The sequence below is a fragment of the Mesorhizobium sp. YL-MeA3-2017 genome, assembly GCF_030814575.1.
In the GTDB taxonomy this organism is placed as follows: Bacteria; Pseudomonadota; Alphaproteobacteria; order Rhizobiales; family Rhizobiaceae; genus Mesorhizobium; species Mesorhizobium terrae.
On sequence record NZ_JAUSVH010000001.1, the window covers coordinates 1,305,679 to 1,320,715 of the forward strand.

The window sequence follows — 15,037 nt, forward strand, 5'->3', positions numbered from 1 at the left end:
CGAGCCCCTGCCCGGCCCCGATGCCAGCACGATTGGTTTCGGCCTTTCCCGAGCGGCCGGATCCGCGTGGGCAATGGATCACTCGACCGCTTGGACACGACCTGCATCGATGATCGTCCTGATCTCCGAGCGACACGAGCCGCAGTTGGTGCCGGCACCAAGTTCCCTTCCGATAGCCTCCAGGCTGCGACAGCCGGTGGCGACTGCATCGGCCAGTTGGTTCACGCCGACGTTGAAGCAGAAGCAGACGATGCGGCCGATTGACGGCACGGCGGCAGGCGAACGCCCGGAAAGCAGCGCGTGACGATCGACCGAAGTCAGTTGCGCCCGGCTGCCGAGCAGCGAAACCAGCCAATCGCGGGCTGGCAACTGCCCCGGCGGGGCAACCAGCAGCGCCTCGGCCATCGCACAGCTTTCATCCATTGCCGCCGCCCGGTAGGTCAGGCCCTTGCGGTCCCGATACTCGACCACATGGTCGGGATTGACGCTGGCAAGCAGCCCGCGCGCGAGCAGTATGCCCTGGTCTGGCGTTTCGGTACCGCTTAGTTCGTAGACCCAGCCACCCGCAACGGCCTGCCGGCTCCAATGGACGAAGCCGGTTGGTTTGAGGTTGCGGCGGGTCATCAGGATGCCCACCCAGGCGATCTCTTCGCGCGAAATGCGCAACGGCACGTTCTTCAGTTCCGGCTGGCCGGATTGGGGATCGGCGATCGGCGTCGCCAGAGCCCCCGCCCCGGCATTGGCCGCGAAATGAGCGCTCCAGTGCATGGGCACAAAAGCCTGGCCCGGGCGCTGCGCCTCGGTGATGCGGACCTTGGCGCGGGCAAAACCATAACGCGTGGACAGTTGCGCGAGATCGCCATCGGCGAGCCGGTTGGCGGCGGCGTCGAGCGGGTTGAGGTCGACCATCGGTTCCGGCGTATTCGCCATCAGGCGCGGCACGGGCCCGGTTCTTGTCATGGTGTGCCATTGATCGCGCAGCCGACCGGTATTGAGCGCAAGCGGATACTCTGCACTGACGGCGAGCGCCACGCCTTCCTGCCGCACCGCAATGAAACGCGCGCGCCCGTCGGCCGTGGGAAATTTACCGCCGCCCAGCAGCCGGCCGGACGCCTTCTTGGTGACAGGCCAGTGGCGCGGCTCGAACGTGTCATATTCCGCGTCCGAAATATCGGTTAGCGCTCCCAGATCGAACAGCCGCTCGCCTGTGTTTTCGAAAGCGGAAAGCGCGGCATGCTCGCGAAAGATCGCGGCGGGGTTGCCGAAATCGAAGGCCGCGCCGAAGCCCATGCGGGCTGCGGCATCGCAGATGATACGCCAATCGGGCCGCGCCTCTCCCGGCATGGCCAAAAACGGTCTTTGCCGGGAAAGCCTGCGCTCGGAGTTGGTCACCGTGCCGTCCTTCTCGCCCCAAGCGGCGGCGGGCAGCAACACGTCGGCGAAACGGGTGGTGTCGGTGCGCGTGACGTCGGAAACGGCGACGAAATCGCAGGCCTTCAGCGCGGCGCGCACGCGTGTGGCATCCGGCATCGAGACCGCCGGATTGGTGCCCATGATCCACAATGCCTTGATACGTCCAGCGCCAGCAGCGCGGAACATGTCGACGGCCTTCAGGCCGGCTCTGCGCGCGATATCAGGTGAACGCCAGAAGCGCCCGACACGGTCGATATCGCGTGGGTTGTCGAAATTCATATGAGCGGCAAGCTGGTTGGCGAGACCACCGACCTCGCGTCCACCCATGGCGTTGGGCTGGCCGGTCACTGAGAAAGGCCCCGCGCCCAGCTTGCCGATGCGTGCCGTGGCCAGATGGCAATTGATGATGGCGTTGACCTTGTCGGTGCCATGTGCCGACTGATTGACGCCCTGGCTGTAGACCGTGACCGTGCGCTCGGTTGCCGCAAAGAGCTCGTAGAAGAGCCGTATGTCGCCGCTCTTCAATCCGCAACCCTCAGCCACTTGCTCTTCGGAGGGCGCGTCAGCCTGCGCCAGGGCCACCGCAGCATCGAAGCCAGTGGTGTGAGCCACGACGTAGTCATCGTCCACCGCGCCGACGCGCGCCAGATGCGCCAGCAGGCCATTGAACAGGAGCACATCGGTACCGGGATCGAGCGCCAGATGCAGGTCGCATTCGTCGGCTGTCGCGGTGCGGCGCGGATCGATGACGACGATCTTCGTGCCGCGCGCCTGCCGTGCGGCCAGCATGCGCTGGTAAAGGATCGGGTGGCACCACGCGGTGTTCGAGCCGGTCAGCACGATCAGGTCGGCTTCATTGAAATCCTCATAGATCCCCGGCACGATATCCTCGCCGAAGGCGCGGCGATGACCGGCGACGGACGAGGCCATGCAAAGTCTTGAATTGGTGTCGATGTTGGCCGAACCGATGAAACCCTTCATCAGCTTGTTGGCGACGTAGTAGTCCTCGGTCAGCAATTGCCCGGAGATGTAGAAGGCAACCGAATCCGGCCCATGCTCGGCGATGGCGTCCGAGAAACGCCGGGCGACGAGATCGAGCGCCGTATCCCAGTCCGCCTGCTTCCCGCCGATTTCCGGATGGAGCAGCCGGCTGTCGAGGCTGGTCGTTTCGCCGAGCGCCGAGCCCTTCGAGCAGAGCTTGCCGCGATTGGCCGGATGGTCGGGATCGCCACGGACGGAAGCCTCGCCACCGGCGGCAGCCTTCGCCAGCACGCCGCAGCCAACTCCGCAATAAGGACAGGTCGTGCTGATTTCGGCGGAGTTCATGGCGGCAGTCACTCCGCTGCCTGCAGTATCTCACCCAGTGCGATCGAAATCCGCCCATCCTCGACCCGCACGGGGATCGTCTTCACCGATCCCTCGTCCGCGCCGAGCGCCTTGCCTGTTTCCAACGAAATCACCCAATTGTGCAGTGGGCAAGTCACGGCGGCGCCATGCACGATGCCCTGGCTGAGCGGTCCGCCCTTGTGCGGGCAGTGGTCCTCGATGGCGAAGACGCGATCGTCATGCGTGCGAAAGACGCCGATACTGCCTCTCGGGGTCTTCACGCAGCGCGCGCCACGCGGCGGGATGTTGTCGAGCGTGCCGATGTCCAACCAGCTCATCTCCGTCACTCCGCCGCCTGTTGGAAATCGGTCTCCGCCATCGGTCGAAACTCGTGCTTGTCCTTGCCCGAGACACGCTCCGACCACGGATCGACCTGAGCGAATTTCTGGCTGAAGACAAAGCGTTCGAAATAGCCTTGGCGCCTGTCGGGATCGGCCATGATCTGGCGGCGGATCTCCTCGAGGCCGACGCGTTTTGCCCATTTGTAGATACGCTCGAGGTAACGGGCCTGCTCGCGATACATCTGCACGAGCGCTACGATCGCCTCCAGCGCTTCGTCCTCGGTGCGCACCATACCGAGCACTTCCGTGCCCTTGATATCGAGGCCGGCAGCACCTGCGAAATGGATCTCGTAGCCGGAGTCCACGCACACCACGCCGACATCCTTGCAGGTTGCCTCCGCGCAATTGCGCGGACAGCCGGAGACCGCCATCTTCACCTTGGCCGGCGTCCACGAACCCCACATGAACTTTTCGATGCGGATGCCGAGGCCGGTCGAATCCTGCGTGCCGAAGCGGCACCAGTCGGTACCAACACACGTCTTCACCGTGCGCAGCCCCTTGGCATAGGCATGACCCGAGACGAAGCCGGCCTTGCCGAGATCGGCCCAGACTGCAGGCAGGTCTTCCTTTCGGATGCCCAGCATGTCGATGCGCTGGCCGCCGGTGACCTTCACCGCCGGAATGGCGAACTTGTCGACCACATCGGCGATGGCGCGCAGCTCGGCCGCCGAAGTCATCCCGCCCCACATGCGCGGCACCACCGAATAGGTGCCGTCCTTCTGGATGTTGGCGTGAACGCGCTCGTTGATGAAGCGTGATTGGTAATCGTCGGCATATTCATTTGGCCAATCGGCGACGAGATAGTAGTTGAGCGCCGGCCGGCATTTCGCGCAGCCACAGGAGGTGCTCCACTCCAGTTCTTGCATCACAGCCGGGATGGTCTTCAGGCCTTTCGCCTTGATCAGCCGGCGTACCTCGTCATGGCCGAGTTCAGTGCAGCCGCACATCGGCTGCACGGCGGCCGGGTTGTAAGTATCGCCCAGCACCAGCGCCATCACCTTCTCGACCAGGCCGGTGCATGAGCCGCACGAGGCCGACGCCTTGGTGTGCGCGCGGACTTCGTCCAGCGACGTCAGTCCCTTTTCGCCAATGGCGGAAACGATTTCTCCCTTGCAGACGCCGTTGCAGCCGCAGATTTCCGCATCATCCGCCAGAGCCGCAACGGCCGCCAGAGGGTCCGTAGAAGCGCCCCCCTGGAAGGCCTGCCCGAAGATCAGGGTGTCGCGCATCTCGGAGATGTCGACTTCTTTCTTCTTGAGATCGTTGAACCAGGCGCCGTCCGCCGTCTCGCCGAACAGCACCGTGCCGATGATCCTGTTGTCCTGCAGGATCACGCGTTTGTAGACGCCGGCCGAGGCATCGCGCAGGATGATCTCCTCGCGATCCTCGCCATCGGCGAAATCGCCGATCGAATAGAGATCGATGCCGGTGACCTTGAGCTTCGTGGGCGTATCGGAATGGGTGAAGCGCCTGTCGTCGGCATCGGCCAGTTTCGCGGCCACCACCTTTGCCATTTCGTAGAGCGGCGCGACAAGGCCGTAGACATGGCCGCCAACCTCGACGCATTCGCCGAGCGCGAAAATATCCGGGTCGGATGTCCGCATGCAATCGTCGGTGACGATGCCGCGATTGACCTCGAGCCCAGCTTCCCTGGCGAGGCCGACATTCGGTCGGATGCCGACGGCCATCACCACCAGCGTGGCCGGGATGATCTCGCCGGTGTCGAGCTCGACACCCTGCACCTTGCCGGCGCCGACGATCTGCCTGGTGTTCGCCTTCGTCCTGACCGTGATGCCCCTCGCCTCCAGCTGCTTCTGGAGCAGATAGCCGGCGGCCGGATCGAGCTGACGTTCCATCAGTGTTGGCATGACATGCAGCACGGTGACGTCCATACCGCGCTCCTTCAGGCCGGCGGCCGCCTCAAGTCCGAGCAGCCCGCCACCGATCACCACCGCCCTGTCGCGCGACTGCGCGGCGAGAAGCATGGCGCCGACGTCGTCCAGATCGCGATAGGAGAGCACGCCGGGCAGATCCCTGCCGGGCACCGGGATGATGAAGGGCACCGAGCCGGTGGCGACGACAAGCTTGTCATAGGGCTCGGTCACGCCCTTGTCGGAGGTGACGATCCTGGCGCTTCGATCGATGGCGACGATCTTGTGGCCCTTGTAGAGCACGATGCCATGCTTGATGTACCAGCCATCGCCGTGAATGACGATTTCCTCATAGTCCTTCTCGCCCGACAGAACGGGCGACAGCATGATGCGGTCGTAGTTCACGCGCGGTTCGGCGTTGAAGATGGTGATCTGGTAGCGGCCGGGTGCAGCCTCGAGCAGATGCTCCAGCATGCGGCCTGGCGCCATGCCGTTGCCGATGATGACGAGTTTCTCTGACATAGTCTGGGGCTCCACTCGACTATTCCGCTGGGGAGACGGTGGCCCGTTCGGCCAGCGCGCGTGCTTGCTCCATCCGAAGGATGGCGAGATGCATCCAGGCAAGGCATGCGGCCACGACGACGAAAAGCAGCATGAAACAGCTCGACCAGACGTTGGTCAGGTCGTTGAGCGCGCCGAAGGCGATCGGCAGGACGAAGCCGCCGAGCCCGCCGATCATGCCGACGAGGCCACCGACGGCACCGACATTGCCGGGATAGTAGACGGGGATGTGCTTGTAGACCGCGGCCTTGCCGACAGCCATGAAGAAGCCGAGCACGAAGGCTATGGCGACGAAAGCGATCCAGCCGATCTCGAAATGAAAGGAGACCGGACCACTGATGCCGCGCACCGTGAAATCCGCCGCGGGCAAGGCCAGCACGGCGCAACACACCGCCGACACGGCGAAGGTCCAGTAAAGCACCGTGCGTGCGCCGATCCTGTCCGACAACACACCGCCATAGGCGCGGAAGATCGAGGCCGGGACCGAATAGGCGGCACCAACCATGCCTGCGGTGGCAATGTCGAAGCCGTAGACGCCGATCAGGTAGCGCGGCAGCCAGAGTGCCAGGGCGACGAAGCCGCCGAAGACGAAAAAATAGTAGAGCGCGAAACGCCAGACGCGGACATCCTTCAAGGGCTCGAATTCGGCCCGAAAGTTGCGTGGGGGATTGGCGCCGGTGACGCGCCGCTGCCGGATCACCGGATCGTCTTCGGCGCTGAACCAGAAGATGCACGCCATGAAGCCGAGCACGGACGCCCAGATGATCGCCACGTCCTGCCAGCCAACGGCCAGCATCACAAAGGGCGCCAGGAATTTCGTGATTGCCGCGCCGACATTGCCGACGCCGAATATGCCGAGCGCCGTGCCCTGCTTCTCAGCCGGGTAGAAGCGCGAAACATAGGCAACCCCGACAGCGAAGGAACCCCCCGCCAGACCAACGCCGAGTGCTGCGATCAGCATCTGCGGGTAAGTATGTGCGAAGGCCAGCAGAAAGGTGGCGATCGCCGCCGCCAGCATGATTGCCGAATAGACCAGACGGCCGCCAAAACGGTCGGTCCACACGCCAAGCATAATGCGGGCAAGCGAGCCGGAGAGGATCGGCGTGCCGACAAGCAGACCGAATTCGGTTTCGGAAAGCCCGAGCTCCTGTTTGATGCGTATGCCGATGATCGAAAAGATCGTCCACACGGCAAAGCACACCGTGAACGACAGCGTGGATAGGGTTAGCGCATGCGTGGCTGCCGGATCCCGGCTTTGTCGAAAAGATACGCCCATTGCTCGCTCCGTGTTCGGCATCGAAAGCGCCGCTCTGCGATTGAAAACAAAAAGGCTGCCGAACAGGCCGCGCGTCCGTACATCCGGGATCGCGTGGTGACCTGAACGGCAGCCTTGCCTGGTGCGCCCTTCGTTGGACGCAGAATTCGTGGCCCAGCCTTGGGCCTCGCTTGTTACAAAGCAGGATGCGTGCCAGTTTTGATCGGCAGAGTTTTATGCAATGAAATCAACAATCATTGGCATTATCGACGCGCGTGGCATCGTCCGGCGCTGGCAAAACTTCCGGCAAATGGCATATCGCAATGCACAAAAATGATGCAGCGCAAAAGAACGCCTAGGCTTTTGGCTCGGCGAGAAGCTGGCCTTGAATGTAGTCCCCGACGCGGTCGGGATCGAACACCGCCCCATCGAAGAAGCCGTCCGGTCCGAGAATGAGGCTGGCGCCGGCCGAACCGACCGGCGTCTCGGTGACCAGTGCACCTTCGACCTTGGCGTTCGCTCCCGGCAACGCCACGCCAACATCTCGCAAGGCCTGCCGGTAGAGGTCAGGACGATAGGTTTCGCGCGCGATCGCTTCGTTGGCCGGGTTGGCCTCGATCTGTCCCCAGCGGGCCATCTGGCTGTAGAACCAGAGCGCGTGGCTCTTCCAGGGAAAGGTGGCGGCCTTGGCATGGGGCACGAAGAAATCCGGTGTCACAACCTCGCCACCGTCGCCGGTCTGGATCAGTCCGGAGAGCGCCGGCTTCAGCCATTCGACTGGACAATCGACATAAGCAGGCCCGGCCATCAGTTCCGCCAGCTCGCCATGGTTGCCGCTGTCGCCGCTCCAGGCGGCGGCGCGGTAAAGAGCTCGCAAAAGCGCCGACAGCGCCTCGGGCTCTGCCTCCGCCCACTCGGCAGCGACACCCAGCACCTTTTCCGGACTGGAACGCCATATCCTGGCCTTGGTGGTGACGATGCGTCCGACGCCCTTCGCCACCGCCGCCGTGTTCCAGGGTTCACCGACGCAATAGCCGTCGATGCGCCGGGCGCCGAGTGCATCGGCCATGAAGGATGGCGGCACGATGATGATCTCGATATCGCGATCAGGGTCGACGCCGCAGGCAGCAAACCAGTAGCGCAATTCGTAGTTATGGCCCGAATGGGGATGCACGACGCCGAAGCGCAGCGGCGACCCGCCCGCCGCCTTGCGGTGCACCACGACGGCCGCCAGCGCTGCCCCGGTGGATCGGGGGTCGAAATCCGAGGCCGCATCCTGCGCCAACATCTCGTCCCAAAGGTCGCGCGAGACGGTCACCGCATTGCCGCCCAGGCCAAGCGCCATCGGCGCTATGGTGCGCGCGGCGAGCGGTGTCAGGCCCAGATTGCAGGCGATCGGCATCGGTGCCAGCATATGCGCGACGTTGAAATGGCCGACGGCGAGCCGATCGCGGATGCTTGCCCAGGAATTCTCCCTGGTGAGAACGAGGTCGATGCCTTCGTCGGCCGCGAAACCCAGTTCGCGTGCAGCAACCAGCACGGCACTGTCGAGCAGCGGCAGGAAGCCAGCGGATATCTGATGGGCCGGGCTCATTGATCGTCTCCAGCGCCCAGCAGGCCCGCGGTTGTAACCAGGGCCTGCGCCACGTCACTGATCTTGCGGTTCTGGTTCATGGCGGTCTTGCGCAGTAGGGCGTAAGATTCCTGCTCGGAGAGCCCGCGCGATTTCATGAGGATGCCCTTGGCGCGCTCAACCGTCTTGCGGCTTTCCAGTTCGGTGCGCGCTTCCTCGAGTTCGCGTTCCATCCGCGAAAACGCATTAAAGCGGCTGATCGCCATGTCGAGGATCGGCTTCACCCTCTCCTTCTTCAGGCCGTCAACGACATAGGCCGAGACGCCGGCATCCACCGCCGCCTCGATCCAAGCGGTGTCGGAGCGATCGACGAACATGGCAATGGGTCGCTTCACCGCACGCGAGAGCTGGAACATGTTCTCCAACATGTCCCGGTTGGGATTCTCGATGTCGATGACGATCACATCCGGCTCAAGTGCCGCGATGCGGGCGGCGATGCCGGTCACATCGTCGACAAGCACCACCTCGGTGTGACCAGCCTCGCGCAGCCCTGCCTCGATGATCGAGGCTCGGAGCCGATTCTCGTCGATGACCAATACGGTAAGGGCCGCGCCTCGCATGCCTCATCCTGCTCCGCCTGGAGTTTTGTGCAATGCGACAAAAACATCAACAGGTTCGGCGGCCGAAAAGGAGCCGAGAGTGGTCCTTCTGCTTACAGTCGAACGGATCAGTAAGCGGCCGCTTTGTTCAGGACCCAGTATTGGGGCCAGCCTTCTGCCCGAGGACAACAAAGCGCAGGAAGAAGTTAACGCTATCCGATCGAATATCTCCACATAGACATCGCTGAAGTGCCTACCGCGAAAGCTCTATTTCTTCGTCGCTTATCGACCGGCTGTCCGAGTTCACCTTTGACACCTTTGGACAGGTGCCAATGTCCGTACAGCCGCCACGTTCATCAAGGCTCTGATCGCATCAGTGCCTATGACATCCAAACGGTTCTCACCGATGACAGAAGCCAGTTCTGCGACCTGCCGTCCCGAAATCTCTTGCGACCGCGCGACCATGCATGCGCTACCCGTGCCGATATCGGAACGCACTTGGGGAAACTTGGTACTTTTGCCGAAAAGCCGTCGCCAGATGCGCTGAATCCGAGAAGCCGGTTTCGAGGGCAATCGCCGTGATGGGCAGCGTGCTGTTTTCCACGAGAAAGCGTGCGTACCGCAGCCGGGTCTCCAGAATGAAGCGTTTGGGGGTCATTCCAACGTGCTTCTGGAACAGGCGTGCGAACTGGCGTGGCGAAAGGCCTACGGTATCTGCGGCCAGTTCCGGCGACATATCGCGGCCCTTGCGGCTTTCGATCAGCACGATGGCTCGCTGGATGCGGGTGTCGACGGCGTAGCGGTACGAATGGGCGCGCTCGTGATCGAAGACGCTCAGCGTTTTCTGCTCGGTCAATGAAAGCTGGTGAACGGCTTTCGCAGCCCGATCCGGCCCGCAATGGTTGCGGATCAGTTCGGTCATCAGCGAGAGAATGGAAATGCCGCCGGGCACCGTGATCCTGCCATTCTCGATCAGGAAATCGTCGCGAACCGACAAGGCCTGGCGGGGAAAGGCAAGGCGGAAGTCCTCGGCGTGGAAGGGATGGATCGCGGCCTTGCGACCGGCGAGCAATCCTTCCTGCGCCAGAACGAAGGCGCCAGTGCAGACACCGATGACGGGAACACCCGCCGCCGCCGCGACGCGAATATAGTCGCGGTGCGAGGCGGGCGCGGTTCGCAAATGCGGCAGCAGGCCGCCGATAGCAACGATATAATCGAAGTCAGTCGGGTTGATGTAGGGCGCGTCTGCCTGCACGCGAATACCGCAGCTTGCAGCAGTGGCAACGCCCGGCTTGCCCATGATCGACCAGCGGCAGTGGAGCGGGCGGGAATTGTCGGCGAAATCCGCAGCATGGCGCAAGGGCTCTACGACGCCGGTCAGCGACATCATGGGAAAGGTCGGCCAAAGCAGAATGCCGATGGAAATATCAGGCTTGTGCTCGCGCGCCGAAAGCAGCCTTTCCGCCCAGAGGGCATCGAGCCAGCGGACATAGTCCGCCTCGCTCTGCGTGCTTGGAGCACTGTCCTCAACGGTCATGGTTACCCCCCTCCTCGCACGATAGGATGACCGCGCCGATTTTCAAAGAAAAAGTCTTTTTTTTACAATTCAGCCCTCGTCTTCGATGCCAGACTGCCCCTCGTTAAACGCGATATCCGGAGCAACAAGGACTGCCGGATAGGGGAACCAATAATTTCAAGGATCGAACAAATGGCACTTTCTCTTTCGAGAAGGCTGGCGGTGTGTGCGCTGCTGGCAGGCGGGAGCTTCTTGGCATTCTCGCCCTTGGCGCAGGCTTTCGAACTGGTCGAGCAGGGCAAGCTGACCGTCGCCTTCACTGGCGACATGCCGGGTTCCGGTTGGCAGGACGGCAAGATGATCGGCTATGACGGCGAGATCATGCAGAAGATCGCCGACAAGCTGGGACTCAAGCTCCAGCCGGCGCTGATGGAATGGTCCGGCACCATCGCTTCGGTGGAAGCGGGCCGCGTCGACGTCATGCTCGGCACCATGGGCTGGACGGAAAAGCGCACCAAGATCATGACGCTTTCCGAGCCGATCCATTACTTCAAGAACGGCATCATGCAGTCGTCGAAGACGAACTGGGACAAGCTGTCCGACCTCGAAGGCAAGAAGGTCGGAACCATCACCGGCTTTTCCTTCGTGCCGGAGCTCAAGAAGATCAAAGGCCTCGAGCTTTCTCTCTACGACACCTCCGACGCCGCCGTGCGCGACCTGATCGCGGGCCGCATCGACGCCGTGATCGGCGATCCTCCCGTCGTGTCGTATGCGATCAAGAAAAACCCCGAATGGAACATGCAGTTCCTCGCCTTCACCGACAGCAATGCGGATTTCCCCTTGCTCACCGGTCTCGGCCAGGTCGTCTACGGCTTCAACAAGAAGAACGACGATCTGCGCCAGAAGGTGGACGCCATCATCGGCGGCATGTGGAAAGGCTGCGAGATGAAGGAGATAGGCGCCCGCTACGGCCTGGCCGCCGATGTCTGGTACAGGCCCGCCGGCGAGAACTTCCGCGCCGGCGTCGATCGCCCCGCCGACTACAAGCTGCCCTCCTGCAAGGCGGGTGGCTGACGCTTCGATCCGGGGCAGAGGCCGCCGCCTCTGCCCCGATTCAAGCCCGGGCGCGTTGAGATTCAGGCCAGGCCGGCATCACCTGAATCTCAACGCGCCCTGTTCAATGACAAAAATGGGGAACGGCATGAACCCGCTGCTGAGCGTCACGGGCCTGCGCAAGAATTACGGACTGGTCGAGGTTCTGAAGGGAATGGATTTCGAGGTGACCGCCGGCGAGAAGATCGCGCTGATCGGCCCTTCGGGGTCGGGAAAATCCACCTGCCTGCTCTGCCTGAACTTCCTCGAAAAGCCGAATGCCGGCGAAATCCACCTGGATGGCGAGCGGATCGGCGTCAAGCTCGGGCGGGCGATGAGCGATCGTCAGCTCGCGCCGCAGCGGGCCGAAATGGGCATGGTGTTCCAGCTTTTCAATCTCTGGCCGCACCTTTCGGTGACGGAGAACGTGGCGATCGCCGCCCGCAAGGTGCGCGGACTTTCGGCAAGGGAAGCGCATGAGCTGGCGCTGGAAATGCTCGCCAAGGTCCATATGACCCATCGCGCCGATGCGTCGCCGCTGGAGCTCTCCGGTGGTCAGCAGCAGCGTGTGGCGATTGCCCGGGCACTGGCGCAGAAACCCAAGCTGATGCTGTTCGACGAACCGACCTCCGCGCTCGATCCGGAGCTGGTGCATGAAGTGCTGAAGGTGATGGAGGAGCTGGCCGCCGAGGGGCGCACCATGCTGATCGTCACCCACGAGATCGCGTTTGCCCGCGACATCGCCGACCGGGTCATGTTCCTCGACGGTGGCACCATCGTCGAGCAGGGGCCGGCGCGGGAGCTGATACTCTCTCCTCGCGAGGCAAGAACCCAGGCCTTCCTGAAACAGATCCGGCACTGAGGACCCGCGCCATGTCCGGACTGTCGACCTTCATCATGGTGCTGGAAGGGTTGCTCGCCGGGGTCGGCGTCACCGTTCTGGTCACGCTGGCATCGCTCGCGCTCGGTGTCGCTCTCGGTTTCGGCCTCGCCCTTCTGCGCGTTTTCGGCGGCCTGCGGCCGGTTCATTTCCTGATCGACGCCTATTGCGAGATCATGCGCAACATCCCGGCGCTCACCCACCTGTTCATCCTCTATTTCGGATTGGCGAGCATCGGCTTCAGATTGTCCGCGATTGTCGCGGCGATCCTCGGCCTCGGACTGATCGGCGGGGCGGTCACCTGCGACCTGTTCCGCTCCGGCTTCGCAGCGTTGCCGAAAGGCCAGCGTGAAGCAGCGCTTGCGGTCGGCTTCACACCCTTCCAGACGATTTTCGACATCCTGACACCGCAGGCGCTGCGCATCGCGCTTCCGCCGCTCGGCAACTATGCAGTGCAGCTACTCAAGGATACATCGATCGTCTCCGCCATCGCCGCGCCGGAAATCATGTTCTACGCGCGATCCATGGTGACGTCCTCTTTCCAGACCACGCTGATCTACGTGACGGTGGCCGGTCTCTATCTTCTCCTTGGCATGCCGCTGATGCAGGCGATCCGCTTCCTCGAAAGCCGCTACGGGAGGCTGAAGGCATGAGCGGCTTCGTCGAACCTTATTTCGAATACGGCAAGGAGTGGCTTCCGCTTCTGGTCAAGGCCATGGGCACGACCGCCCTGCTTTCAGGTTGCGCCTTCACCTTGTCGCTGGTGTTCGGACTGTTGTTGGCGCTGTGCCGGAATGCGCGGTCGCGGACGCTGCGCCATTTCGCTACGGTCTATGTCTCGGTGGTTCGCGGCGTGCCGCTGCTCGCCATCCTGTTCCTGCTCTATTTCGGCCTGCCCGGCATCGGCATCACTTTCGATGCCTTCACAGGCGCGGTTCTGGGGCTGGCACTTGCCTTCGCGGCGCAGGTCGCGGAATTGTTCCGCGCCGGCCTTGTGGCGATCCCGAAGGGCCAGCGCGAGGCGGCGCTCGCCGTCGGCTTCACGCCCTTTCAGAGCTTTGCCCTGATCATATTGCCGCAAGTGGTGCGCATCGTCATCGCACCGCTCATCGTCACCTTCGTCTCGCTGCTCAAGGATTCCTCGCTCGCCTCGCTCATCACGGTGGATGAGCTGGTGCTGACCGGCCGGGCCATGGCGACGGAATACTTCCTGCCGCTTCAAATCTATCTGGCCGTGGGGCTGTGCTATTTCCTCATAGCCTGGCCGTTCTCGCTTCTTTCGCGGCGGCTCGTACGCCCTGCCGGCTAAATTCCAATCACGAGACAAGACAATGACGACCTCAACGCATGATCGCGGCGCGACGTGCCGGCAGCCCAACCGCCGTCCCGTCATCCTGATGACGCCTGACTTCAGGCTATCCGCCGAAGGCTGGACCGAACGCGAATATGTCGTTCGGGCGAATTACGCCGAAGCGATAGCCGAGGCCGGCGGCACCGCGCTGATCCTGCCCTACGAAGCGCTCGACATTGCCGCCACGCTGGAACTTGCCGACGGCGTGATGATCACGGGCACCGCACCGGGCCAGCAGGCCAGTCCGGAGCGGCGTGAATTCGAACGCGAGCTTGTGCGGCAGACGCTGGAAGCAGGAAAGCCGCTGCTCGGCGTCTGTCACGGCATGCAACTGATCGGCGAATGGCTGGGTGGCACATTCGTCACCAGCCTGCCACGGCCTGCCGGAGAACCGGTTGAACACATGCCAGGCGCAGTTCCCGATCGCCTGGCCCATGGCGTCACAGTCGAGGCCTCCAGCGATCTCGCTCGCCTTCTCGGCGGCGGCTCGGCCGAAGTGAACAGCCTGCATCGGCATGCCCTCACGGAGGGCGAACGGTTTCGTGTCGTGGCGCGGGCGCCGGACGGCGTCGTCGAGGCCTTCGAGGGCAATACGAGCGGCTTCTGTCTGGGGGTGCAATGGCATCCCGAATATCGGCTGACCGACTTCGACAAGGCGATCCTGCGCGATTTCGTGGAACGCAGCACAAGGCGTCCCCGCCGCAAGACCGCATCCGGTGCCCCTTGTGCCGTTCGGAAACGCCTCGATGCCCTCGGCCTTGGCCTGCCGGAAGCAGCCGCGCCCCCCGGCGCATTCGTCGGTGCGATCCGCAACGGCGGTATCGTGACCGTGTCCGGGCAGGTTCCGATCAAGGACAAGGCTGTCCTCAGGGCAGGCCATCTGGGCAAGGACGTCTCCCTAGAAGCAGGGCGCGAATGCGCACGCTGGGCATTGCTCAATGCCCTGGCGCAATTGGAGCGCATCGCCGGCCGGCTCGACCGGGTGAAAGGGTTCGTACGGCTCGCCGGATACGTCGCCGCAGCCCCGGACTTTACCCAGCATGGCGCGGTCGTCGATGGCGCTTCCGAAATGCTGCGCGAGGCGTTTCCCGAATGCTGGCCACATGCGCGGATCGCCGTTGGCGTGGCCTCGCTGCCCCGTGGCGTGCCCGTGGAAATCGAGCTGACGGCCGTCCTCAGCAGCGCAGAGGCCTGAGGCC

General features: G+C 63.2%; 12 protein-coding genes. 5 read left to right on the plus strand and 7 right to left on the minus strand.

The annotated features are described in order from the left end of the window. Positions 1-78 precede the first annotated feature (78 nt). The 7 genes from QFZ88_RS06095 to QFZ88_RS06125 form a co-directional block, all read right to left on the minus strand. On the minus strand, positions 79-2,739 hold the full coding sequence (locus QFZ88_RS06095; RefSeq protein WP_024923630.1) for a nitrate reductase: 2,661 nt from the start codon (positions 2,737-2,739) through the stop codon (positions 79-81). A gap of 8 nt (positions 2,740-2,747) precedes the next feature. After that, complete coding sequence (nirD, locus tag QFZ88_RS06100) at positions 2,748-3,077, minus strand: nitrite reductase small subunit NirD (RefSeq protein WP_024923631.1); 330 nt, start codon at positions 3,075-3,077, stop codon at positions 2,748-2,750. Between the two features lie 5 nt (positions 3,078-3,082). Beyond that, positions 3,083-5,533: a nitrite reductase large subunit NirB gene (gene nirB, locus QFZ88_RS06105; RefSeq protein ID WP_024923632.1), complete on the minus strand. Its 2,451-nt coding sequence runs from the start codon at positions 5,531-5,533 to the stop codon at positions 3,083-3,085. A 19-nt stretch (positions 5,534-5,552) separates the two neighbouring features. Then, the gene (locus tag QFZ88_RS06110) at positions 5,553-6,848 is read right to left on the minus strand and encodes an MFS transporter (RefSeq protein WP_024923633.1); all 1,296 of its coding nucleotides are present in this window, start codon (positions 6,846-6,848) and stop codon (positions 5,553-5,555) included. A 334-nt stretch (positions 6,849-7,182) separates the two neighbouring features. Continuing rightward, positions 7,183-8,421 (minus strand): CmpA/NrtA family ABC transporter substrate-binding protein, encoded by a 1,239-nt coding sequence (locus QFZ88_RS06115; RefSeq protein ID WP_024923634.1) that lies wholly within the window; start codon positions 8,419-8,421, stop codon positions 7,183-7,185. Further along, complete coding sequence (locus tag QFZ88_RS06120; RefSeq protein ID WP_024923635.1) at positions 8,418-9,020, minus strand: ANTAR domain-containing response regulator; 603 nt, start codon at positions 9,018-9,020, stop codon at positions 8,418-8,420. The genes QFZ88_RS06115 and QFZ88_RS06120 overlap by 4 nt, the downstream gene beginning before the upstream one ends. 451 nt (positions 9,021-9,471) lie before the next feature. Continuing rightward, a complete protein-coding gene (locus tag QFZ88_RS06125; RefSeq protein WP_024923636.1) occupies positions 9,472-10,536 on the minus strand; it encodes a GlxA family transcriptional regulator in 1,065 nt (354 codons plus the stop codon). 171 nt (positions 10,537-10,707) lie between these two features. Here QFZ88_RS06125 and QFZ88_RS06130 point away from each other — a divergent pair, with 171 nt between their 5' ends. The 5 genes from QFZ88_RS06130 (at position 10,708) to QFZ88_RS06150 (ending at position 15,033) form a co-directional block, all read left to right on the plus strand. Beyond that, the gene (locus QFZ88_RS06130) at positions 10,708-11,589 is read left to right on the plus strand and encodes an ABC transporter substrate-binding protein (protein WP_024923637.1); all 882 of its coding nucleotides are present in this window, start codon (positions 10,708-10,710) and stop codon (positions 11,587-11,589) included. A 127-nt stretch (positions 11,590-11,716) separates the two neighbouring features. Then, complete coding sequence (locus QFZ88_RS06135) at positions 11,717-12,469, plus strand: amino acid ABC transporter ATP-binding protein (protein ID WP_024923638.1); 753 nt, start codon at positions 11,717-11,719, stop codon at positions 12,467-12,469. 11 nt (positions 12,470-12,480) lie between these two features. After that, positions 12,481-13,140, plus strand: coding sequence for an amino acid ABC transporter permease (locus QFZ88_RS06140; protein WP_024923639.1), 660 nt, complete (start codon positions 12,481-12,483; stop codon positions 13,138-13,140). After that, the gene (locus QFZ88_RS06145) at positions 13,137-13,796 is read left to right on the plus strand and encodes an amino acid ABC transporter permease (RefSeq protein ID WP_024923640.1); all 660 of its coding nucleotides are present in this window, start codon (positions 13,137-13,139) and stop codon (positions 13,794-13,796) included. Before QFZ88_RS06140 ends, QFZ88_RS06145 begins: the two co-directional genes overlap by 4 nt. Before the next feature lie 22 nt (positions 13,797-13,818). Next, positions 13,819-15,033, plus strand: coding sequence for an Atu1372/SO_1960 family protein (locus QFZ88_RS06150; RefSeq protein ID WP_024923641.1), 1,215 nt, complete (start codon positions 13,819-13,821; stop codon positions 15,031-15,033). Positions 15,034-15,037: the final 4 nt, after the last annotated feature.

What these genes read in the sequence shown, in the direction of transcription:
- QFZ88_RS06150 (WP_024923641.1), top strand. Translation starts at nt 13,819, where the DNA reads ATGACGACCTCAACGCATGATCGCGGCGCGACGTGCCGGCAGCCCAAC.
- QFZ88_RS06145 (WP_024923640.1), top strand. Translation starts at nt 13,137, where the DNA reads ATGAGCGGCTTCGTCGAACCTTATTTCGAATACGGCAAGGAGTGGCTT.
- QFZ88_RS06120 (WP_024923635.1), bottom strand. Translation starts at nt 9,020, where the DNA reads ATGCGAGGCGCGGCCCTTACCGTATTGGTCATCGACGAGAATCGGCTC.
- QFZ88_RS06130 (WP_024923637.1), top strand. Translation starts at nt 10,708, where the DNA reads ATGGCACTTTCTCTTTCGAGAAGGCTGGCGGTGTGTGCGCTGCTGGCA.
- nirB (WP_024923632.1), bottom strand. Translation starts at nt 5,533, where the DNA reads ATGTCAGAGAAACTCGTCATCATCGGCAACGGCATGGCGCCAGGCCGC.
- QFZ88_RS06110 (WP_024923633.1), bottom strand. Translation starts at nt 6,848, where the DNA reads ATGGGCGTATCTTTTCGACAAAGCCGGGATCCGGCAGCCACGCATGCG.
- QFZ88_RS06140 (WP_024923639.1), top strand. Translation starts at nt 12,481, where the DNA reads ATGTCCGGACTGTCGACCTTCATCATGGTGCTGGAAGGGTTGCTCGCC.
- QFZ88_RS06135 (WP_024923638.1), top strand. Translation starts at nt 11,717, where the DNA reads ATGAACCCGCTGCTGAGCGTCACGGGCCTGCGCAAGAATTACGGACTG.
- QFZ88_RS06125 (WP_024923636.1), bottom strand. Translation starts at nt 10,536, where the DNA reads ATGACCGTTGAGGACAGTGCTCCAAGCACGCAGAGCGAGGCGGACTAT.
- nirD (WP_024923631.1), bottom strand. Translation starts at nt 3,077, where the DNA reads ATGAGCTGGTTGGACATCGGCACGCTCGACAACATCCCGCCGCGTGGC.
- QFZ88_RS06115 (WP_024923634.1), bottom strand. Translation starts at nt 8,421, where the DNA reads ATGAGCCCGGCCCATCAGATATCCGCTGGCTTCCTGCCGCTGCTCGAC.
- QFZ88_RS06095 (WP_024923630.1), bottom strand. Translation starts at nt 2,739, where the DNA reads ATGAACTCCGCCGAAATCAGCACGACCTGTCCTTATTGCGGAGTTGGC.